We start from the raw sequence: 21,161 nt of genomic DNA, 5'->3' as shown, positions 1-21,161 counted from the left end.
CGCGGGGGCCTCCCAGGAGGATGGGCCGTGGCGCAGACACCGAGTTCGACTCTCGCCCGAATTGTTCAGTCCACCGACATGAGCGTGACGTCTCGGATCGAGGCATAGGCGAGTATGCCTATACATCGAGTCAGCTGGCTTGGGTACGAAGTCGTGGCAGTCACCTGCATCGGGCGAACGCGGCCCCTTCGATGCGCGGATGAGTTGTCAATACAAGGCGACGAGGGTCTTTCGCCGCTTAAAACCTCGGCGCCAAACGGACACTGGAGAAATAAAATGAAGTCGACACGTCGTCACGTCGCTACGAAACTGAGCGTTCTCGGTCTCCTGAGCATCGGCATCTGGGCCTGTGGTGAGGCGAACGACGGTGGTACGTCCTCGACCGGCGGAGGCGGCCCTGACGGGGCCACCGGCGGCGCGGGGGCCACGGTCACGGTCGGCACGGGCGATACGGGCACCGGCGGCGCCGCAAGCTCGGCAGCCGTGAGCACCTCGAGCAGCAGCAGCAGCAGCAGCAACAGCAGCGCAAGCACCGGGGAGGCCAGCAGCACGGCGGCCGGCGGAGAGACGGGCGTCACGAGCGGGGGCTCGGACCCGGGTGAGTGCGTCAAGGGCCAGACCAAGGGAAATCAGGTCGCGGTCATCGGAGAATCGTTCATCGCCGCGACTCACGGCATCACGCAGCAGATCGAAAAGCAGGCCAAGGCCAACGGCTCCCTCGGCGCGAACGAGCGCTATATCGACAACTCGGTCAGCGGCACGACGTTGGCCAACGATCAAATTCCCAGCCAGTACCGCAAGGCCGCGGAGAACGGCATGATCAAGTACGTGCTGATGGATGGCGGCGGGAACGACTGCTTGTTGAGAGGGGACGGCGACGCGGCCCTCGCGGCGGCGGAGTCGCTGTTCGAGACCATGGAGAAGGACAGCGTCGAAAAGGTCCTCTATTTCTTCTATCCAGACCCCATCGGAAACCAGTACGCGTCGCTCAAGACCTGCCTCGATGCGCTCCGGCCGAAGATGAAGGCATTGTGCGACGGGCTCACGGCGCCGAAGTGTTACTGGTTGGACCTTCGTCCGACCTGGAACGGACACAACGAGTATACGCAGGACGGCATCCACCCCACCGCCGCCGGTAGCGTCGCCACCGGAGATGCAGTTTGGGAAGCGATGAAGACCAGCTGCGTCGCGCAGTGACGAGAGATCGACGTACGGGCGATCCCCCCAGGCCGCAGAGCTTGCTCATGCCGTCCTCGCGCGGAGCGCAGCGAGGTACCTCCGCGCGACCATGCCGTCGAAGGCGTGGACGCCGTCTTCCACCATGGCATACGTCGAAGGGGCGTAGCCCGGCGCGCGGATCCCGCGCTGCTGGCGCTCGCAGATGGCGCGGTCTTCCCGGTTCACGGCGTCCCAGAAGGCGAACACGTCGCCCGGATCGAAGCCTTTCGTGAACGCCGCTGGGTGGAAGTGCGTGTCGGCGATCACGAGCGTCCGATCGGGCGCGCGCGGGGCGAGCCGGTACGTGAGCAGGTAGTCGGGCTGGAGGCTCGTGAGCAGGCCCGGAAAGAGCATGGCGTCGCGCACGCGCCGCCGCTCCGCCTCGGGGACGATGAGCGGCCGCGCGCCGGGCGTGGCGCCGACCGAGACCGTGTCGGCGCCGGGCGCGAGGTCCATGATGCCGCCTAGCCACGGGCCGCCCCGGCCCCAGGACACGGCGTCGTGGCACGGGGTCAGCCGCTCGAGCGCGGGGTGCACGCGCGGGAAATGGTGAGACTCCTGGAAGTTCTCAACGCAGAGCTTCCAGTTCGCGGCGACCTCGTACTCCACCCGCCTGCCCCGCCGGAGCGAGCGCAGCCCGGGGCGCGAGAGCCACGGCGGCGCCTCGCCGATCGCGCTCTCGAGCGGCGGCGCGCCGGGGTCGAGCGTCACGAAGAGGAAGCCGAAGAGGGCGCCGGCGCGCGCCGGGAGGAGCCCGTGCGCGCCGCGGTCGAAGCCGGGCGGCGCGTGGGGCGCGGCGCGCAGCGCGCCGGAGAGCTCGTAGGTCCAGCCGTGGTACGGGCACTCGAGGTGCGAGAGGCGGCCGCACGGGCCGTCGAGCAGCGTCGCCGCCCGGTGGCGGCAGACGTTGTGGAACGCGCGGATCTCCAGATCGGCGCCGCGGAGGACGACGACGCCCGCCGGCGTGAGGGGGGCGAGCAGCCACTCTCCGGGGCGGGCGATCTCGTCCTCGCGGCCGACGCAGAGCCAGGAGCGTCCGAAGATCTCGGCCTGCTCGAAGGCGAAGACGTCCTCGTCCCAGTACGCGCGCGCGGGCAGCGGCCGGGCGCTCTGGAGCGGCGCGAGCACCGCGTCGAGATCGGCAGGGGCGAGAGGGAGCTCCGGCAACGCCGGCGATGCTACCAGAACGAGGGCGCGGATCGCGCTGCCCGGGAGCGGCTCAGGGGGGACGGCCGCGCGTCGATGCCGAAGGCCAGACGCGCGGCGCCGAGGTCGACGACGCAGATCTGGCCTTCAGCGTCGACGCGGGGCGGGCGCAGGTCGCCCTCGCACGTCTCGGTGATCCCGCGCGTGGCGACGCCGCTGACCGTCTCATTGCCTCCGCGGCGCCGGGACAAATCATGGATTGCACCCGAAGATGCTGGCGTTGCCGCAGGAGTAATAACACTCATTGCAGTTCACGCATCGGTCGTAGTTGGCATACGGATTCCTCCCGTCCGGATGGGCGTCCATGCACGCGCGGAAGCAGGCGTCATCGTCGTCCGCGCAGGTGACGATGCACCGGATGAACTCGATGCAGTCGTCGTCGAGGATGCATGCGTCGAGCTCATCGGCGCAGCTCCCCGCGTTCGCGCACCCGATACACCCCTTCGAGTCGTCGCCGCACTCGTCGAGGTCGTCACAGGTGAGGGGGGCGCTGCAGTCGGCGGTGTCCGTGCCCGCCGCGCAGAGCCCGGTGCCTCCGGGCTCGTCGCACTCGCCGTTGTCCGTGGTTGCGCACGGCTCGTCCACCGCGCAGTCCGCGGCGTCCGTGCCCTCCTCGCAGAGCCCGGTGCCCTCGGGCTCATCGCAGGTGCCGTTGTTCGTCCGGGAGCAGGTCGTGGCCGCGCAGTCCACGACGTCCGTGCCCTCCGCGCACGCGCCCGTGCCCTCGGGCTCATCGCAGGTGCCGTCGCCGGTCGAGGGACAGGGAGAGAGGCAGTCGGCTCGATCGGTCCCAGCAGGGCATTTGCCGGTGCCCTGGGGCTCGTCGCAGGTGCCGTCACCCGCGCTGGGACAGCGATCCGTGGAATCGAGACAGTCCAGGAGGGCCTCCTCATGGACGTCGCAGACCTCGGCCAGGTGATGACCGTCCACGCACCGGCCTTCCAGCCGGACACAGTCGATGTACGCCGTATACTCGTCCTGACAGCGCTCCTCGGACCGCTCGGCGATGGCGCCCTGCTCGGCCTCGCACAGGCCCTCTTGGTCGTCGGAGCAGCCCTCGCAGGCGCAGCGGGCCTCGCAGACCGTCCCGTAGACCGGCTCGGTCTTGCCACCGTCGCCCCCCGAGCTGGCGCAGGCCGCGAATAGACCGGCGATCGCTGCTGTGATCATCACGTGTCGGACACGCATGGGGTCTCCTCATCCTCTGGCTGAAACGAGAGGTCGTTCGCCGCGGCGCAGGGCGTCGACGCGACGCAGCAAGAGCGAGATGACATCGCTGGCACGGAAAGCACCAGGGCACCCTTCACTTGCGCACACCGCGCTCGACCGCCTTTCTCTTTGGTTGTGATTGTAAAATTCAATCCCGAAGAAAACGGCTACCTATACCAGCTCCGATGGCGGCCGGTCAATCACATGGCGAGGCGACGCTCGGACCTGCAGCGGGCGGAGCAGCGGCGGCCGCCGCGCTCGAGGCGATAGGGGCGGAACGACCGGAGCCTCGCGAAGCTCGGAGGTGCGCTCAGGCTCGCTGACGAGCTGAGGAGCAGGCGCCCGAAACCTCACGGACATCGGGTGGCGCGCTCAGGCGCGGGGAGGTGGTGAGGAGAGGAGAAAGGCGCAGGGTGGCAAGGAGGGCTCGCCAGAGCGGTGGAACGGGTGGAAACGAGTGGAGAAGAGGGCGTCGCGATCTTCAAAACGCGCTCCACAAGCGCGTAACGGACGCGACAATCGCGCGCGATCGGCCGTCGAAAAGCTGCTGCGTTCGTCGTTGACCCGGGGCGAGGAGGAGCGTGGACGAGGTAGGATGGGGAGAGAGCGCGGGCGCCCCTCTGCCCGAAAGCGCCGAGAAGGAGTAAAGAGGCGTTGGCATCCGCGCCGTTTCGACAGAAGATGCCTGCGCGCGTATCGCGCTGCGGCACCTCGCCTCCGACGGCCGGCGCCGCGTCACTGGACCCCTACCGGCTGGAGAGCAGCGGATGAAGATGCGATCTTTGGTGTGTCTCTTCGTTCTTGGCCTGATGACGACGACGGCGTGCGGCGATGACGAGTCGCCGGTCATCGGGACTGGGGGCGGCGGGGGTGCAGGCGGCGGCTCGGGCGGCGAAGGCGCCACCTCGGCCAGCAGCACGACAGGAAACGGCGGCAACGATGCAGGCGGCGGCGGTGCGGGCGGCACCGGCGGCAGCGACACGGGCGGCGGCGGTGCGGGCGGCACCGGCGGCAGCGACACGGGCGGCGGCGGTGCAGGCGGTACCGGCGGCGGCGACACGGGCGGCGGCGGTACGGGCGGGGCCACCACCTCGACCTCGGCCTCATCGAGCAGCGCCTCCACGACCTCGGCCTCGGCCACCACGGGCGCTGGCGGCGACGGCGGCGGCAGCGTCTCCTCGACCTCGGCCTCGGTCACCACGGGCGCTGGCGGCGACGGCGGCGGCAGCGTCTCCTCGACCTCGGCCTCGGTCACCACGGGCGCTGGCGGCGACGGCGGCGGCAGCGTCTCCTCCACCACTTCGGTCAGCGCGGGCGCTGGCGGCGACGGCGGCGGTAGCGTCTCCTCCACCACCTCGGTCACCACCGGCGCCGGCGGCGACGGCGGCGGCAGCGTCTCCTCCACCACCTCGGTCACCACCGGCGCCGGCGGCGGCGGCGTCACCTCCACGACCTCGGTCGCGACCGGCGTCGGCGGCGGCGGCGTCACCTCCACGACTTCGGTCACCACCGGCGCCGGCGGCGGCGAGCTCGGCGGCTCCGGCGCTGCCTGCGCCAGCGATGCGATGTGCGCCAGCGACATCTGCCTCGGGGAGCGAGAGTCCGGCTTGCCTTCCGGCTACTGTACCGCCGCCTGCCTGTCGGACGACGACTGTGGCGACGGCGTCTGCGTCCAGGTGGCCCAGACACTCGCCATCTGCATGTCCGCGTGCTCGACGTCGGCGGACTGCCGCGACGGCTACAGGTGCGACGACGGGTCCTGCTGGATGGGCTGCACCAGCGATGATCAGTGTACGGAGGTGGGCTCGTGCCACGAGGCGTCCGGCGGCTGCTACCTCCCGGACGGCAGCCCTTGCGAGACTGACGCCGAGTGCGGTGGCTATCTCTGCGCCACCGAGTTCGCGGACGGTTATCCGGGTGGCTTCTGCACGGGCGAGTGCGCGTCGGACAGCGACTGCGACGGCGGCGTCTGCGGCGGCTCTGGCTACTGCGTCGTCGAGTGCGCGACGGACAGCGACTGCCGCGTCGGCTATGCGTGCATGGAGGGGCTCTGCGCGGCGGCCTGCACCAGCGACGAGCAGTGCACGATCGAGGGCGCTACCTGCATCGCGGACCTGGGTCGCTGCCTCCCGCCGCCCGGCGATGGGGCCGACGGTGACGCTTGCACCGCGGACGGCGACTGCGCCGGCCTCTTCTGCGTCGTCGAGGCGTGGGGCTGGCCCGGCGGCTACTGCTCGGGCTACTGTGACGAATCGAGTCCCTGCGCCGGCGGCGGGGTCTGCGCATCGGACTACACCTGCAACAGCGCGTGCGCGACGTCGGCCGATTGCCGCGACGGCTATGAGTGCACGCCGGAGGGCTGCCTCCCGGCGCCGCCCGATGGCGCCGACGGCGATCCTTGCACGGCCGACGCCGACTGCATCGGCGGCCAGTGCATCACGGAGGAGTGGGGCTGGCCCGGCGGCTCCTGCTGGGGCTTCTGTGACGCGTCGACCCCCTGCGCCGGCGGCGGGGTGTGCGCGTCGGACGAGACCTGCAACCAGGCGTGCGCGACGTCGGCCGATTGCCGCGACGGCTACATGTGCACGGCGGCGGACGGCTGCGTCCCGGAATGATGACCCGATGACGGGCAGGCTCGCAGGCTGGTCCGTACGACCCGACGACGGACCCCTGCGGCTCCCGTGAAGCGATGAACCTCCGTCGCCATGAGAGGCGACGACGAGGCCTCTCCCACGAAGCGCGGCGCGGCTGCTCCACCACTCCTGGCGCAGCCGGCGCGCGCGCCCTCTCCGTCGCTCTACCCGCTCTCGATAGGCGCCGTTCGGCGCTCAGCCCTGCCCGTGCCCGCGCGAGCGGCGCAGGCGCAGGCCCGCGAGCGCGATGAGCGCAAGCGCTGCTGCCGCCCCGGGGCCCTGGCCGGCGGCGGTCCGGCAGCCGCAGCCGCCGCTCCCGCCGGTGGTCCCGGGCGCGACCCCGCCCGAGCTGGCCGCGGCCTCGGCGCTGCCCGTCGCCGCCGCGCTCGCGGTCGATCCGGCCGTGGCGCCCCTTCCCCCCTCGCCTGCGCTCCCGGCGCTGCCCGTCGCCGCCGCGCTCGCGGTCGATCCGGCCGTGGCGCCCCCTCCCGTGGCGCCCACTCCCGTGGCGCCCTCTCCCGGGGCGCCCCCTCCCCCTGCGGCCGCGCTCCCGGCGCTGCTCGCCGATGACGCGCTCGCCGAGCCCTCCTCGCGGACCAGCGCGAGGTACGCCTCGGCGAAGCGCTCGCCGAGCAGCTGGTACGCGGCCGAGTCGAAGTGATACGCGTCGTCGGGGGCTCGCACGGTGAAGTCGTCCGTGTCGACCCATGCGACCCGCGGGTCCTCCTCGGCCACGGTCACCTGCGCCGCGCGAACGGCGTCGATGTTGGCCTCTCTTCCTGCGGCGATGGGACCGCCGTTCGCGGGGTAGAGGTTGTCGCTGATCCGGCCGAGCACGACAGGGAGCCCGGGGACGCCGAGGTCCTCGCGGATCGCCCGGATGAAGCCGCGCAGCGTGTCGCCGTAGGAGAACGCGGCCGACCACCCCGCCTCGTTCTCGCCCTGCATCCAGACGAGCGCGGCGATCTCGTACGGCTCCCCCTCCGACTCGAGCCGCGCCAGGGCGCCGTCGAGCCGCGTCACCTCCTCGGGGTAACGGAGGGCGCGGTCGCCCTCGTACGTCGCGGAGTCCAGCTTGCCGAGGAGCGCGTGGTAGAGCTGCGATTTGTAGAGCACCTCGGGGTCCGGCGCGAGGCCGCGCCCCCAGTGATCGACGAGGTTGGTGCCCCCCTGCGCCATCTTCACGATCGCGATCCGGTGCTCCGGGTACGCCGCGGCCATCGCGCGGCCGAACGTGATCTCGGGCCCGTAGCGGCGGGCCTCGCCCTTCGGCTCGAGCGGCCCCCAGTCGGCGCTCGTCGCCTCGGCGTACGGCCCTCCCTCGCGCGCGTCCGGGTTGTAGTGGTCGTACCAGATGTCCGGCTGGCTCTGGAGCTCGACAGGGAGCTGGCGGCCCACGCCGTAGCCGACCATGTTCGACTGGCCCGCGAGGACGAACACCTTCACCGGCTGCGCGATCGCGGGAGCGGAGAGGGACAGCACGAAAGCCGCCAGGGCGATGCAAGACCGCTTCATGGCGCTGTCTATCCCCCGCGCGCGGTGGAACGTCAACACGGCGGGATCGCGATCGACCGGAGAGAGCGCGCGGCGCGCCGGCGCCGAGGTGATCGAGGAGCGAGCGCGGAGAGACCACGACTCACGAGGATGGAAGCCTCGTTTGGCAGGCGCACGCCTGCCCTCCTCAGGACACGTGTCGGGCGTTTGTGTGCCTGACGGACGCGAGGTCCCGTCGAGCTCGCCTCGCGGTCACGCCCCTTCGGGCGTCGCCTGATAAGCCGCGCTCGACGGCGCGTAGACCCCGTTGGTCGCATACGAGTAGCGGTGCGGCCGGATGTGGTGCTCGGCGTGGCGCGCGCACCAGAGCGCTGCGCCGCCCGTCTCTTGCCGGTGCTTCATGCACTCCGGGCAGGGCGGCTCGATCTCGGGGACCCGGCCGGCGGTCGCGTGATCCTTCGGCCGGACGATCCACACGGGGCAGCGCGCGAGCCGGGAGACGCGCTCCGCGACCGAGCCGAGGAGCAGCCGTTCGAGCCCGCGGTAGCCGTGCGAGCCGACGACCACGAGGTCGGCGTCCAGGTCGGCGGCGAGCTGGGCGATGTTCTCGGCCGCATCGCCGCGGCGGAAGTGGACGACGACGCGCTTCAGCCGCCCGCCGTCGAGCTTGTTGCCCATGGCGCTCACGCGCTCGCTCGCGCGCTGCTGGAGCTGCTGGAGCGCCACGTCGGGCTTGGTGGCCACCACGGGCACCCGCGAGAGCCCGACGCCGACCCAGCTCTCGGGCTCGGCGTAGACCGCGTGCACCTCGGCGTTCTCGCGACAGCAAGCGGACTCGAGCGCCTGATCAAGCGCGCGGTTGCTCGGCTCCGAGAAGTCGATCCCGACGACGACGATGAACCGATTCGTTTCGTTTGCGCTCGACATGACAGCCTCCTCAGCCTCCATGCGAGGCCCGACCAGCGGTCGCCTCGCTCTACCCATCTGCCCTTCTGCTCTTCTGCCCAACGTCCAGCACGCCGCGTGCCAGGCGTTCCGGGCGCCGGAGAGGAGCGCTTCGCGCGCGCTGGATCCCTCGCGCGAGCTGGGCTCTTCCCGCGAGCTGGACGCTCCGCGCGAGCCGAGAGCGAGCTCCTCTCGCCGCGAGCGCTGCGGGCGGGCGCCCCGCGAGGCAGCCCGCGGCCATTTGCGCCGCGGCGCAAACGGCGCGCGGAGGCGCAGACGTGACCGCGGCGTACCAGGGCCGCCGCCGCCCGCAGGCGATCTCGCGTGCGTGGCACGAACGGTGCTCATCCCACAGCACACCTCGAGCGAAGGACGCAGAGGCGAACGGGAGACGACGATGACAACCCTTGGACCTACCGGCGGAGAGCACCAGCTCCGGCACCACACGATCCGCACCGCGCACATCGTTGGAGACGACGGCGAGGAATCGGTCGTGGCGACCGTCTACTGTCCGTTGCGGGAGCGTTCGATGACGGCGCGAGAGTGCGAGTCGTGCCGTCGCTTCCACGCGCTGCATTTCGACAAGAGCTCGCGCACGACGTCGGTCGTCTGCCATGCCAGCCACGCGGCGCCGGACGCGGTGGAGGCGGATCCGCTGCGCAGCGTGGGCGTGGACGTGCCCGTGAATCCGGAGGCGCCGCTCGCCGAGATCATGACCAAGGACGTCATCTGCATCCGATCGGAGGTCTCCCTCGACGACATCACGGCCCTGCTCGTCCGCCACGAGATCAGCGGGATGCCGGTCGTGGACGCGGCGGGCAGGCCGGTCGGCATGGTGTCGCGGGCCGACGTGCTCCGCGCAGCAGAGGAGCGCGGCGACACCGAGGAGTCGCGGCCGGTGGCCTCGCGATCGGGCGAGCTCGCGCCGCTCGAGATGAGCCAGGGCTTCCATGTCTACGAGCCCGTCAGGGTCACCGCGCGCGACGTGATGACGCCCGTGGTGGTGCAGCTGCACGAGAGCGCCAGCATCCGGCAGGCCGCGTCGCTCATGGCCTACGAGGGCGTGCACCGGCTGCCGGTCGTCTCGGACGACGGAAAGGTCGTCGGCATCCTGTCGTCGCTCGACGTGCTGCGGTGGTTCGGGCGGTGCTGCGGGTACCTGATCCCGTCGGCGCGCAAGCGGGCCTGAGTAGATGGCTCGCCGATGAAGCGCACGCGCCGCACGCCCGCTGAGCCTCGCAGCGCGAACGCCGATCCCAGCGGCCCGCATCTTGCAAACCCGCCTCGTGGCCCATCGCGGCAAACCGAGCTCGATCGAAGGGCGCCGGTTCGATCAGCTCGTATAGATCATCGCGGACGTCCAGCGCCAAGGGAGGCCTTATGAGCTCTTCCACCATTCGCATCCAGGACTGCATGACCCAGAGCCCCCATTCGATCGGCGCCGATCAGAAGGTCGGCCTCGCCCGCACGCTCATGCGCGGACATCGCATCCGGCACCTGCCGGTGCTGAGCGGCGGCCGGCTGGTCGGCATCCTCTCCGAGCGGGACATCTACTGGATAGAGACGCTCAAGGAGCAAGAGGGCGATGAGCTCGCCGTCAGCGAGGCCATGTCGCCGTGCCCCTACGCCGTCGCGCCGAGCGCGCCGCTCTCCGAGGTGGTCCGCGAGATGGCCGAGCACAAGTACGGATCGGCGGTGGTGCTGAACGGCGCGCAGGTCGTCGGCGTCTTCACGACGACCGACGCGCTCGCCGTGCTGGCCGCGCTGCTCACCGAGAAAGCGATCTCCTGACGGCGAGCCGGTCGAGCTGGGCGCGGGCTGCCCGTGCGGGGTGAACCCGCATCGCAGCGTGGGGTTGCAGACCCGGACCGCGCAGCGCCGCGGGCCGTGCCCCGTGCCGCGCCCCACATGCCGGCGCCGGGGCGCGCCTCGCCGGGCTCGCGAGGTGCGCCTCCCGATCCTGCCGTGATATAGAGCGCCTCGCCCGTCCATGAGCCCTCTTGATCACAACGATGTCGCCGTGAAGCCCTCCGCCCTCGTGCCTTCGCTCGACGATCCGCTCGACGAGGGAGCCGGGGCGCCGGCCGCGCCTGCGTCGGCGTACGACGCGGCGCTGCGGGAGGCCGAGGAGCTCCGCAGGCGCCCCTATGTCTCCGCGGGCCCCGAGAACATCATCCGGCAGCACGGCAAAGGCCGGATGACGATCTGGGAGCGCATCCGGGTGCTCACGCCCGAGCCGCCGCGGGTCGTCTTCGAGAACTGGGGGCCCAACCTGGACGGCGCCTCGCTGGTCACGGCGATCCTGCGCATCGGCAGCCGCGACGTGGCGCTGTACGGCCACGATTTCACCGTCCGCGCCGGGTCGATGGACGCGACCAACGGCCGCAAGCTCGCGCGGCTGTTCCAGCTCGCGGGAGAGCGGGGGATCCCGCTCATCGGACTCAACGACAGCGCCGGCGCCTACGTCCCCGCGGGCGTGGGCGGGCTCGACGGCTACGCCGAGGCGTTCGCGGCGCTGCGCAAGATCAGCGGCGTGGTCCCGAGCATCATGTGCATGTTCGGGTTCAACGCGGGCGGCGGCTCCTACTTGCCGCGGCAGGGCAGCTTCGTCATCCAGCCGGGCGGCACGTTCTTCGGCCTGACCGGGGCGGCGGTCGTCAAATCGGTCCTCGGCGAGGTGGTGTCGCCCGACGACCTCGGCGGCCCGCGCGTCCACGGCGCCTCCGGGGTGGCCGATCTCACGGTGCCAGACGAGGTGGGCGCGCTGCGCACCACCGTCCGGCTGCTCGGTTACCTGCCGAGCAACAACCGCGAGAGCGCGCCTTTCCAGCGGACGAGCGATCCGGTGGGCCGGGAGACGACCGAGATCGACACGCTCCTCCGCAGGACGATCTCGTCGCCGACGGGATACAACACGCCGCTCGATATCAACATCATCATCCAGCGCATCTGCGATCACGGCGACTACTTCGAGGTGCAGCCGCAGCGCGCGCGCAACACGATCACCGCCTTCGGGCGGGTCGGCGGGCGCGTCGTCGGCTTCGTGGCGAACAACAGCGCGGTGGCGTCGGGCCAGATCGACGTGGCGGCCGCTTACAAGAACGCTCGCTTCATCCGCTTCTGCAACCTCTACAACATCCCGCTCCTCTTCATGGAGGACACCACAGGGTTCCTCCCGGGCAGGGAGCAAGAGGCGATGGGCATCGTGCAGGCCGGCCGGGCCATGCTCGACGCGATCATCGACGTGCGCACCCCGCGCATCCTGCTGCTCGTGCGCAACGCGTTCGGCGGCGCCTATGCCTCGTTCAACAACTACGCGACCGGCGCGGACGTCGTGCTCGCGCTCCCCACGACGCGCGTCGCGGTGATGGGCCCTGCCGGCAAGGAGTTCGTCTACAAGGACGAGCTCCGCAAGGTGCGCGCGCAGGCGAGCGCCAGGGAGAAGGCCGGCGTCAAGGAGCGGCTCGGCCGCGGCCTCGACGAGGCGAAGGCGAAGGCCGAGGCCCGCGACGAGGCCGCGGCGTGGCTGAAGGCGAGAGAGGCCGAGTTCGGCGCGCGCTACGAGCGGGAGCTCATGAACCCGCGCGAGGGGCTCAGCCTGGGATCCATCTCGCGGCTCGTGATGCCGCGCGAGCTCCGCTCGGTGATCGCAGAGAACCTCGAGTTCCTGCTGCGGCACTACCAGCCAGGGCCGTTCACCGGTGTTCAGCGGGAGTTCCATTGATCATGGATGGATTCGAGACCAGGCGAGGTTACGACCGCAACCCGAGGGTGGCGCGCGACCGCAGGCTCGGCCGCTCGGGCTCGGCGTGGGCGCGCTCCTTCGCCGCGGACGACGTGCGGCCGCTGATCGTCTGCCGGGGCCCGATCCGGAAAGAGGCGATGGATGTCTTCGCCCAGATGGGGATCGAGCATTACGGCATCCTCCTGTCGGAGAAGGACTCGATCGTCTACACGCACGCCCTGGCGCCGGAGCTGCGCTGCATCCACCCGGCGCACGTGCACAGGGTGAAGGACTATACCGGCGCCACCAAGGACGAGCGCGTCAAGCTGATGCAGGAGATCGTCGCGATCGCCCGGGCCGGCGGCTATACGCACGTGTTCGCTGGCTACGGCTTCATGGCCGAAGACGAGGAGTTCGTGCGCACGCTCGAGGAGGCGGGGCTCGTCTTCATCGGCCCGCGCTCGTCGGTGCAGCGCGCCGCCGGGCTCAAGGACGAGGCGAAGCGGACGGCGCTCGCGACCGCGGTCAGCGTGACGCCCGGCATCGACGACGCGACCCGGCGGATCGTGCTCCGCAGGTGGCCCGATCACGCGGCGCTGCGCGCGGCCGCGGCAGACCGCGGGCTGCTCGGCGAGGGCGCCGCGGGCGCGCGGCTCTCCGACGGGGTCCCGCTCGCCGAGGCGGCGGACGCGCTGCTCGCGGCGGCGTACGCGAAGCGCGTGGATCTCTACACGACCGACGAGCTCTGCGAGGAGCTCGAGCGGGGCGCGGCCGAGCTGCTCGCGCACCACCCGGGGCGGCGGATCCGGCTCAAGGCCATCGGCGGCGGCGGCGGCAAGGGGCAGCGGCTCCTCGCCGGCATCGCGCCCGACGCGGCGGCCCCCGAGGCCGCGGCGCGGGCGCGGGCGGCCGAGGTCCCCGCGCTGGCGCGGGAGGTCCTCGCGGAGGTGAAGGCCGCGGGCGTCGGCGACAACAAGAACATCCTGCTCGAGCTCAACGTCGAGGAGACGCGGCACAACGAGATCCAGCTGATCGGCAACGGCGCGTGGTGCGTCGCGCTGGGCGGGCGCGACTGCTCGCTGCAGATGCACGAGCAGAAGCTGCTCGAGGTCGCGATGACGCAGGAGGGGCTGCTCGAGGCGATCGAGCGGGCGCGCGCGGCCGGCGAGGTTCCGCTCGCGGCGTCGCTCGAGCGCGAGCTCGCGTCGCTCGCCCGGATGGAGGCCGAGGCGGAGCGGTTCGGGCAGGCGGTCGGGCTGAACTCGGCCTCGACGTTCGAGTGCATCGTCGAGGGGGATCATCACTACTTCATGGAGGTCAACACCCGGATCCAGGTCGAGCACCGGGTGTCGGAGCTCTGTTATGCCCTCCGCTTCGAGAACCCGGCCGATCCGGCCGACGCGTTCGAGGTGACCTCGCTCGTCGAGTGCATGGTCCTCCTCGCGCGCCACGGCGAGCGGCTGCCCCGGCCGATCCGCGTCCGGCGGGAAGGGTCCGCGGTGGAGGCGCGCCTCAACGCGACGAACGGCGCGCTGGAGCCCCACGCGGCCGGCATCATCGTGTCCTGGAGCGATCCGCACCCGCACGAGATCCGCGACGATCAGGGCATCTGCGTGAAGAACCCCGACACGGGGGTGTTCATGCATTACCGGGTCGCAGGCGCCTACGACAGCAACATCGCGCTCCTCGTGACCTACGGCGCCTCGCGCGAGGAGGCCTACCAGCGGATCTGCGAGATCCTGCGCACGACGACGCTGCGCGGCAGCGATCTCCACACGAACCTCCAGTTTCATTACGGGCTCGTGCACTGGTTCCTCGCGCGGAGCGTGTGGGCGAAGCCGACGACGCGCTTCGTGGTCCCGTACCTCACGCAGGTCGGCCTGCTCGCGGTGGAGCTCGGGGGGCTCGACTTCGACGCGATGTGGGCCGAGCTCGGCGTCCGCCACGAGCGCCGCCTCGCGGCGCGGACCGGCGCCACGGACGCGACCGGCGGAGGAGCGTTGAAGAAGGTCTTCACGCTGAAGGACACGCTGGTGCGCCGCCCCGTGGAGAAGATCTGCGCGGAGCCGCACCTCCTGTCGGCGTGGCTCAGCCGGAACATGGGGTCGTTCGAGATCCGGTCTGGGCGGGTGCGCTGGCTCAAGAACCCGATCGAGGTGCTCGCGGACACGTACTGGCTGCTCAACATGACGCCGCAGCCGCAGGCGCCCGCGGCCCATGTGATCTGGGATCACGACCAGGAGGTGCTCTCGCGGGCGCTCGGCTTCTACCGGCGCGTCGGCGAGCGGATGGGCCAGGCGGGCGGCGCGCCTCCGTGGCCCGAGCTGCGAGCGCACCTGTCCCGGGATACCGCGCCTCACGGCCACGACGCCGAGCTCTGGCGGCGGGTCCGCGGCTCCCACCTCGGCTTCCAGGCGGGCCTGGAGCTCCTCGACGCGCTGGTCCTCGCGGGGGACGCCGCGCGCTTCTTCGAGCTCCGCGCGCGGGAGGACGGCACGATCGCCCTCCCCGAGCGCCTGCTCGATCGCGAGCTCTCGGCCCGCATGCGCAAGGTCCTCGCGCCGCCGCCCGCCATGCGGGCCAACGAGATCGTCGCGGTCACCGGCGGCATGTTCTACGCGCAGGAGGCGCCGGACCGGCCTCCGTTCGTGACCAAGGGCAGCCATTTCGCTGCCGGCGATCCGCTCTACGTGATCGAGGTCATGAAGATGTTCAACAAGGTGCTCGCGCCGTGCTCCGGCACCGTCGAGGAGGTGCTCATCGACGGCGGCGACGGGACGATCGTGCAGAAGGGCCAGCCGCTCTTCCGCGTGAGGCCCGACGAGGTGCTCGTGGAGGAGGACTCGGCCGACCGCGCCCGCCGCCGGCGCGAGGCGACGCTGCGGTACGTCGACGCGATCTTCGACGCCGAGGGCACCTGAGGCCGCTGCGAGCAGGACAGCCTGCTCACGCCGCGGGAGGCGGGGGCAGCGGCCCTGCGCAGGGGAGCTCGACGATGAAGGTGGCTCCGGCGCCGGGCTCGCAGTCGCACCGGATCGAGCCGCCGTGGTCCTCCACGATCTTGCGGCTGATGTACAGGCCGAGGCCCAGCCCGCCGTAGTGCCGCTCCGAGACGGCGCGCTCGAAGCGCTCGAAGATGCGGCTGCGCTGCGCCGGATCGACGCCGATGCCGTGGTCCCGGACCGCGAGCCGGGCCACGCCGTCCTCGGCGCCCACGGCCATCTCGATGGGCTTGCCGGCGCCGAACTTGATCGCGTTGCCGAGGAGGTTGGTGACGACCTGGTCGAGGCGGGACCGATCCCAGCGCCCCACGACCGGCGCATCGCCGCGGATCGAGATCGAGCAGCGCGCCCTCGCCAGATCGGCCTCGAAGCGCGCAACCACCGCGCGGACGAGGGCCCCGAGGTCGACGTCGCCGAGCTCCAGCGCGCGCGGGCTCGACTCGATGCGCGAGACGTCGAGCAGATCGTTGATGAGCCGGGTCAGCCGGGTCGTCTGCCGCGAGAGACGCTCGAGCCGCTGATCCATGACCTGCGGATCCACAGGGCGCCCCGCGCCTGCCGCGCGGCGAAGGGACTGCACCGAGAGCGTGAGCGAGGTCAGCGGCGTATTCAGCTCGTGGGACGCGACGGAGAGGAACTCGCTGCGGGCGCGGACGGCCTCCTGAGAGGCGCGGTAGAGCCGGGCGTTGTCGATCGCGAGCGCCGCGCGGTGCGCGACCTCCTGCGCCAGATCGAGGTCGGCGCGCCCGTAGCGGCGCCCCGGCGTGCCCGAGGAGAGCGTGAGCGCCCCGAGCCTCTGCCCGCGCACCACGAGCGGCACCGAGAGCCCGGTCCGCGTGCCGAGCTCCCGGACCAGCCGAAAGTGCTCGTCGTCGACGCACATCGCTCGCAGGATCTCGTCGGGCAGCTCCGGCATGAGGAGCGGCTCGCCGGTGCGGAGGACCGTGAGCGACGGGTGGGGTGAGCCCCAGCGCGGCGGATACCGGAGCTGAAGCTCCTCGAGGACAGGCGCCTTGTCGGGATCTCCATGCGCGCCGGCCAGGCGGCGGAGCTCTCCGTCTTCCACGATATCGATCGAGCACCAGTCGGCCAGGGTCTGAACGCAGAACTCGCCGAGGCGGGCGAAGGTCACCTCGTAGTCGAGCGATTCCGAGAGGACGACGCCCGCCTCGGCGAGGAACGTGGATCGGCGCTCGGCCTCCTCGGCAGCCGTCCTCGCCGTCCGCTCCTTGGCGAGGAGCCGCGCGTTCTCCAGCGAAATCGCCGCTTGCGTGGCGAGCAGCTCCAGGGCGGCGAGCCGATCGGGGGTGAAGGCACCGTCGAGGAGGTTGTTCTCGAGGTACAGCAGCCCGACCACCTCGGCCTGCCTGAGGATGGGCATGCAGAGCACCGACCTGGGCCGGCTCCGGGCGAAGTAGACGTCGCTCGCGAACCTGCGCGCGTGGGCGGCGGCGTCGCTCAGGATGACCCGCTCCTTGGTGCGGCTCGCGTAGTGGATGAGCGACGCGGGGACGCGCGGCGAGCCTTCCAGCGGCTCCGAGCCGAGGAGGGTCGTCGTCGCCCCGCGCTCGCCGAGGCTCGCCTCCGCCTCGATCGAGAGGCCCTGGTCCTGGCACAGGAGGAGGCAGGCCCTCTCCGCGCCGCCCTGCTCGAGCACGATCCGGAGCAGCGTGCGCAGGAGCTCGTCGAGCACGATCTCACCGGAGAGGGTCTGCGAGGCCTTGGTCACCGAGGAGAGGTCGAGCTGATCGGAGTCCACCGCGACGGTGGCGGTGGGCGGCGGAAACCGCCGCTCGACGAGGTGGGGATTCTGCCGGTCGAGCTGCCTCACCTTGCCGTGGGCGCCCCAGCGGGCGTAACAGGCGCGGGCGTCGCGGAGGTACAGATCGGCGAACTCCTCGAGCCCTCGCGCTCGGTAGAACCGGGACGCGACCTCGTAGGCCACGGCTTCGTTGTGCACGAAGCCATTGTCGCGCGCCGAGCGGATGGCCTCCTCGAAGAGGCGCTCGGCGTCGAGATGGCGGCCCTCGATCCGGGCGACCTCGGCCTGGACGAGGGCATAACGGTTCTGGAAGTTCTCCGTGCAGTGCTCTGCCCAGAAGGACAGTTTCCGCGATTGCACCTCGAGCAGCGCCGCGAATTGCCGCTGTTCCGCGGCAGGCGCGTCTGCGTACATCGCCGTCAGCGTGAGCGCGTAGTAGAAGTGGTGCGTCGCCTCGTTCGCCAGGGCCATCACCTCGCGTAGCATCGGCGCAGCGCGGGCCGCGGCCTGCCGCGCCTCGGCGTATCGTCCGTCGATGAACGCCGCGACCTGCTTCATGATGTGAAAGAAGGCGACGCCGATCCCGAAGCCAGCCCTCTCCATCGCGAGGACATACTCCACCTCGTCATAGGTGTCGTCGTTGAAGCTCGTGGGCGCTCGCGTCGTCCCCTTCAGGCTCGCTGCGAATTGCTCCTCGGTCCGGAGGAGGCGGCGCGCCAGGTCGTGGTGGCTCTTCTCGGCCAGCGACGCGTACTTCCGCGAGGCCTCGATGAGCTGCTCGATCGAGCCGCCGCTCTCCACGACGAGCCACACCAGGTTGAAGGAAGCATAACCAGCAAAAACGAAATCCCCGACCTCGAAGCAAGCAGCATGAGCCTGCTCCATCATGGGAAGGAGCGCCGCGAAGCGCACGCACCAGACATGGGCGAGGGCCGCGTGGTGAAAGAGCAGCCTCCCCTTCAGCGCCAGGCCGTTGAACCTCTCGTTCAGCCTGAGCGCCATCTCGGAGAATTGACACCCCCATGATATGTTGCCGTACCTCGACACCAGCAGGGCGGCATAACAACTGTAGACGAAGGCGGACTCTTCGCAGTTTCCATACTCCAAGGAGAAGCTCAATGCCTTGGCGATGACCAGGGGCCAGTACGCCGGTCGCGTACTGTACGTCGGAGCCATCGCCTCGACGAGCAATCCGATGATGGCCCGCACGCGCTCGTCCGTGGTCGTCGGTGCGAGCGCGAGATCGGCGATGGCGCGCCCGCGCAGGAGGACGGGGACCCTCTGGAGCTCGGCCTCCACCGCGGCCTGGATCTCGTCTTCGGACTCCGGGAAGGTCACCCCGAAGAGGCGCACCGCCTCGACCATGGTGCTCACGGCGTCGCCGAGCCGCCCGGCGATCTGATAGAGGCGCAGGCGGAGCCGATGGGCCTTGGCGCGGTCGAGCGGTGAGCGTGCGCGCGCGAGGATCAGGTCGAACCGATCGTCCGCCCGCTGGAAGTCACCGATGAGGCACTCGCATTCGGCGAGATCCAGGTGGATCGCGAGCGTCTCCTCGTACTGCCTGTTCCAGGCGTCCTCGGGCAAGAGGGATGAAGCCTGGGCGAGGTAAATCTGCGCACACGCGTAGGCGATCGCGGCCTTCGCCTTCGTCCCTGCCAGGAAGTCGAGCCGGCAGAGCGCCTCCTTTTCGCGCGGATCGGTGATGAGATGGGCGCCGCGGTTCCACTGGTTCGCGACATCGAAGATCCGCTCCGCGATCGCGTCCTCGGGCAACCGCGACGCGAGGAGCCGGCCGATCCGGAGGTGCTCTGCGGCCCGCTGCTCCTCCGGCACCAGCGAGTAGGCTGCTTCCTGGACCCGGTCGTGGAGGAACTTGCACGTGCCGTCCAGATCGAGGACCAGCCCCGCCCGGATGGCCTCCCAGAGGTCCGCCCGCGTGCCCTCTTCCAGGCCGCCGTGGACCATCGCGAGGAGCGCGATCTCCGCGGTGTTCCCCAGACACGCGAGCTGTTTCAACGCCTCCTGCGTCGCCGGGGGCAGCCTCCGGAGCTTTGCGACCATCAGGTCGACCACGTTGTCCGTGAAGCCCTTCTCGCGGATCCTCGCGACGTCCCACCGGAACCGGCCGCTCCGCTCGTCGCGCTCGATCAGGCGCTCTTCGTGGAGCTCGGTGAGGAACTGGATGGCAAAGAAGGGATTGCCCGCCGTCTTGTCCTGGATCAGCTCGGCGAGCGGCGCGGCGTCCTCGACGGCGCAGTGGAGGGCCTCGCCGACGAACCTGGCGAGCGCTGCGGGCGGGATGGGACCGAGCACGATGTCCGAGACGCGGGCGCCCGCCTGCCGCACCTCGGAGAGGCTCCGCAGGAGCGGGTGAGAGGCCGACACCTCGTTGTCGCGGTACGCGCCGATGACGAGGACGTCCCGCACCTCCGCGTGGGTCAATATCTCCTGGAGCAGCCCGAGGCTGGCCGAGTCGGCCCACTGCAGGTCGTCGAGGAACAGCGCGAGGGGGCGCTCGTGCCGGGCGAACACGCCGATGAAGCGCTGGAATACCGTGCGGAACCGGTTCTGCGCTTCGATCGGCGGCAGATCCGGGGCAGGCGGCGGCCGCCCGATGGCGAGCGCGACCTCCGGGATCACCTCAACGATGAGCTGGGCGTTGATCCCGAAGGCCTCGAGGAGCCGCTGTTTCCAGACGGCGATCTGCGCCTCGCTCTCCGCGAGGATCCAGCGCACGAGCTCCCGGAAGGCCTGGACGAGCGTGGCATAGGGGATGTCGCGCTTGTACTGGTCGAACTTCCCGGAAATGAAAAAGCCCCCCTGCCGGACGACCGGCGCCTCGATCTGGTGGACGAGCCCGCTCTTGCCGATGCCGGAGTACCCGGAGACGAGCACGAGCTCCGGCGTCCCCGTCGCCGCCACGCGGTCGAACGCCCCCTTCAGGACGGCTATCTCCGCGTCCCGCCCGTAGAGCTTCTGGGGGATCTGAAGCTGATCGGACACGTCGCGCTCCCCCGGTGTGAACGGCTCGATCGTCCCGCTCTGGGTCCACTCGGCGAGGCACCGCTCCAGATCGCGCAGGAGACCGCGAGCGCTCTGATACCGGTCCTCGGGCGTCTTGGAGAGGAGCTTCAGGACGATCTGCGCGATAGCGTCGGGCACCTCGGGGGCGACCTCCGAGGCGCTCGGCGGGGCGTGGGCGATGTGACAGTGGACCCACTCGACGGGATCGTTCGCCTCGAAGGGGAGCCTCCCGGTGAGCATCTGAAAGAAGGTGACGCCGAGCGAGTACAGATCGGCGCGGCGGTCGACCGCCCGGTTGGTCCGCCCGGTCTGCTCCGGCGCGAGGTAGGGCAGCGAGCCTTCGATGAGGCGCGCCGGCTGCGTGGGCCGGTGCTCCCGGGGGAGACGGGACGCGAGGCCGAAGCCGGTGAGCTTCACCTCGCCGCTCGCGGGGATCACGAGGATGTTCTGGGGCTTCAGGTCCTTGTGGAGGATGTCCTTGCCGTGGATCTCCGCGACCGCGCCGGCGATGCGGACGGCGACTGGGAGGAACCGATCCATCGGCATCGGCTCGCCGAGCAGGCCATCGAGGGAGTCAGCCCCGTCGTCCTCAAGAACGAGGGCGGGCATGCCTTGGTACGTCTCGAGGGCAAGCGGCCGGACGACGGCGGGGGTGTCGAACAGCGCTCCGATCTCGTACTCGCGCCTGAGCTGCTCGAGCTCCTTCGGTCCGCTGCGCCGCGGGTCGAGCACCTTGAGGAGGACCGGGTGGCCGTCGGCGTCCCTCCGCGCGCGATGAACGACCGCCCTCCCCCCGGCGGAGAGCGTCTCGAGGATCGTGTACTGTGCGGCAGGAGTCATGGATGATGACCTGAGGGGGCGAAGCGCGACGTCGCTCGGGGCCATGGCTGCGGCTGCCGGCCCCATGAACTCCGCTCCAGGGTGGCCCGGTCAGGCGGGGCCAT

The 21,161-nt window shown here is 70.8% G+C and carries 11 protein-coding genes; 6 read left to right on the top strand and 5 right to left on the bottom strand.

Annotation, left to right across the window (positions count from 1 at the left end):
* The first annotated feature begins 204 nt into the window (after positions 1-204).
* A complete protein-coding gene (locus WMF14_RS18855; RefSeq protein ID WP_437802749.1) occupies positions 205-1,197 on the top strand; it encodes an SGNH/GDSL hydrolase family protein in 993 nt (330 codons plus the stop codon).
* A gap of 45 nt (positions 1,198-1,242) precedes the next feature.
* On the opposite strand, the gene WMF14_RS18850 is transcribed toward WMF14_RS18855, so the two are convergent.
* Together WMF14_RS18850 and WMF14_RS18845 are read right to left on the bottom strand one after the other, a co-directional pair.
* Complete coding sequence (locus tag WMF14_RS18850; RefSeq protein WP_437802747.1) at positions 1,243-2,385, bottom strand: aromatic ring-hydroxylating oxygenase subunit alpha; 1,143 nt, start codon at positions 2,383-2,385, stop codon at positions 1,243-1,245.
* Between the two features lie 231 nt (positions 2,386-2,616).
* Positions 2,617-3,612, bottom strand: a complete 996-nt coding sequence (locus tag WMF14_RS18845; protein WP_437802745.1) for a latent transforming growth factor beta-binding protein — start codon at positions 3,610-3,612, stop codon at positions 2,617-2,619.
* A 794-nt stretch (positions 3,613-4,406) separates the two neighbouring features.
* Here WMF14_RS18845 and WMF14_RS18840 point away from each other — a divergent pair.
* Positions 4,407-6,248 (top strand): hypothetical protein, encoded by a 1,842-nt coding sequence (locus WMF14_RS18840; protein WP_437802743.1) that lies wholly within the window; start codon positions 4,407-4,409, stop codon positions 6,246-6,248.
* 213 nt (positions 6,249-6,461) lie between these two features.
* On the opposite strand, the gene WMF14_RS18835 is transcribed toward WMF14_RS18840, so the two are convergent.
* Together WMF14_RS18835 and WMF14_RS18830 are read right to left on the bottom strand one after the other, a co-directional pair.
* Entirely contained in the window at positions 6,462-7,781 is a 1,320-nt protein-coding gene (locus WMF14_RS18835) for a sialate O-acetylesterase (RefSeq protein ID WP_437802741.1), read from the bottom strand.
* A gap of 231 nt (positions 7,782-8,012) precedes the next feature.
* A complete protein-coding gene (locus tag WMF14_RS18830) occupies positions 8,013-8,687 on the bottom strand; it encodes a universal stress protein (RefSeq protein WP_437802739.1) in 675 nt (224 codons plus the stop codon).
* A 415-nt stretch (positions 8,688-9,102) separates the two neighbouring features.
* Here WMF14_RS18830 and WMF14_RS18825 point away from each other — a divergent pair, with 415 nt between their 5' ends.
* The 4 genes from WMF14_RS18825 to WMF14_RS18810 all read left to right on the top strand — a co-directional run bounded on the left by WMF14_RS18825 (position 9,103) and on the right by WMF14_RS18810 (position 15,350).
* Positions 9,103-9,894: a CBS domain-containing protein gene (locus tag WMF14_RS18825; RefSeq protein ID WP_437802737.1), complete on the top strand. Its 792-nt coding sequence runs from the start codon at positions 9,103-9,105 to the stop codon at positions 9,892-9,894.
* Between the two features lie 191 nt (positions 9,895-10,085).
* Positions 10,086-10,496 (top strand): CBS domain-containing protein, encoded by a 411-nt coding sequence (locus WMF14_RS18820; protein WP_437802735.1) that lies wholly within the window; start codon positions 10,086-10,088, stop codon positions 10,494-10,496.
* A 199-nt stretch (positions 10,497-10,695) separates the two neighbouring features.
* The gene (locus WMF14_RS18815; RefSeq protein WP_276597224.1) at positions 10,696-12,429 is read left to right on the top strand and encodes an acyl-CoA carboxylase subunit beta; all 1,734 of its coding nucleotides are present in this window, start codon (positions 10,696-10,698) and stop codon (positions 12,427-12,429) included.
* A gap of 2 nt (positions 12,430-12,431) precedes the next feature.
* Positions 12,432-15,350 (top strand): biotin/lipoyl-containing protein, encoded by a 2,919-nt coding sequence (locus tag WMF14_RS18810; RefSeq protein ID WP_437802733.1) that lies wholly within the window; start codon positions 12,432-12,434, stop codon positions 15,348-15,350.
* Positions 15,351-15,375: 25 nt separating this feature from the next.
* Here WMF14_RS18810 and WMF14_RS18805 read toward each other — a convergent pair whose 3' ends face one another.
* On the bottom strand, positions 15,376-21,057 hold the full coding sequence (locus WMF14_RS18805) for a sensor histidine kinase (protein ID WP_437802731.1): 5,682 nt from the start codon (positions 21,055-21,057) through the stop codon (positions 15,376-15,378).
* Positions 21,058-21,161 lie beyond the last annotated feature (104 nt).

The sequence above is a fragment of the Sorangium sp. So ce693 genome (genome assembly GCF_051521375.1).
GTDB classification, from domain to species: Bacteria; Myxococcota_A; Polyangia; order Polyangiales; family Polyangiaceae; genus Sorangium; species Sorangium atrum.
Note: the sequence above shows the minus strand (reverse complement) of the source record. Positions and strands in the feature narration are given on the sequence as shown.

Bases quoted from the DNA above. Each gene is read 5' to 3' on its own strand.
- WMF14_RS18820 (WP_437802735.1), top strand. From the start codon at position 10,086: ATGAGCTCTTCCACCATTCGCATCCAGGACTGCATGACCCAGAGCCCC.
- WMF14_RS18815 (WP_276597224.1), top strand. From the start codon at position 10,696: ATGAGCCCTCTTGATCACAACGATGTCGCCGTGAAGCCCTCCGCCCTC.
- WMF14_RS18805 (WP_437802731.1), bottom strand. From the start codon at position 21,057: ATGACTCCTGCCGCACAGTACACGATCCTCGAGACGCTCTCCGCCGGG.
- WMF14_RS18835 (WP_437802741.1), bottom strand. From the start codon at position 7,781: ATGAAGCGGTCTTGCATCGCCCTGGCGGCTTTCGTGCTGTCCCTCTCC.
- WMF14_RS18810 (WP_437802733.1), top strand. From the start codon at position 12,432: ATGGATGGATTCGAGACCAGGCGAGGTTACGACCGCAACCCGAGGGTG.
- WMF14_RS18840 (WP_437802743.1), top strand. From the start codon at position 4,407: ATGCGATCTTTGGTGTGTCTCTTCGTTCTTGGCCTGATGACGACGACG.
- WMF14_RS18845 (WP_437802745.1), bottom strand. From the start codon at position 3,612: ATGCGTGTCCGACACGTGATGATCACAGCAGCGATCGCCGGTCTATTC.
- WMF14_RS18830 (WP_437802739.1), bottom strand. From the start codon at position 8,687: ATGTCGAGCGCAAACGAAACGAATCGGTTCATCGTCGTCGTCGGGATC.
- WMF14_RS18825 (WP_437802737.1), top strand. From the start codon at position 9,103: ATGACAACCCTTGGACCTACCGGCGGAGAGCACCAGCTCCGGCACCAC.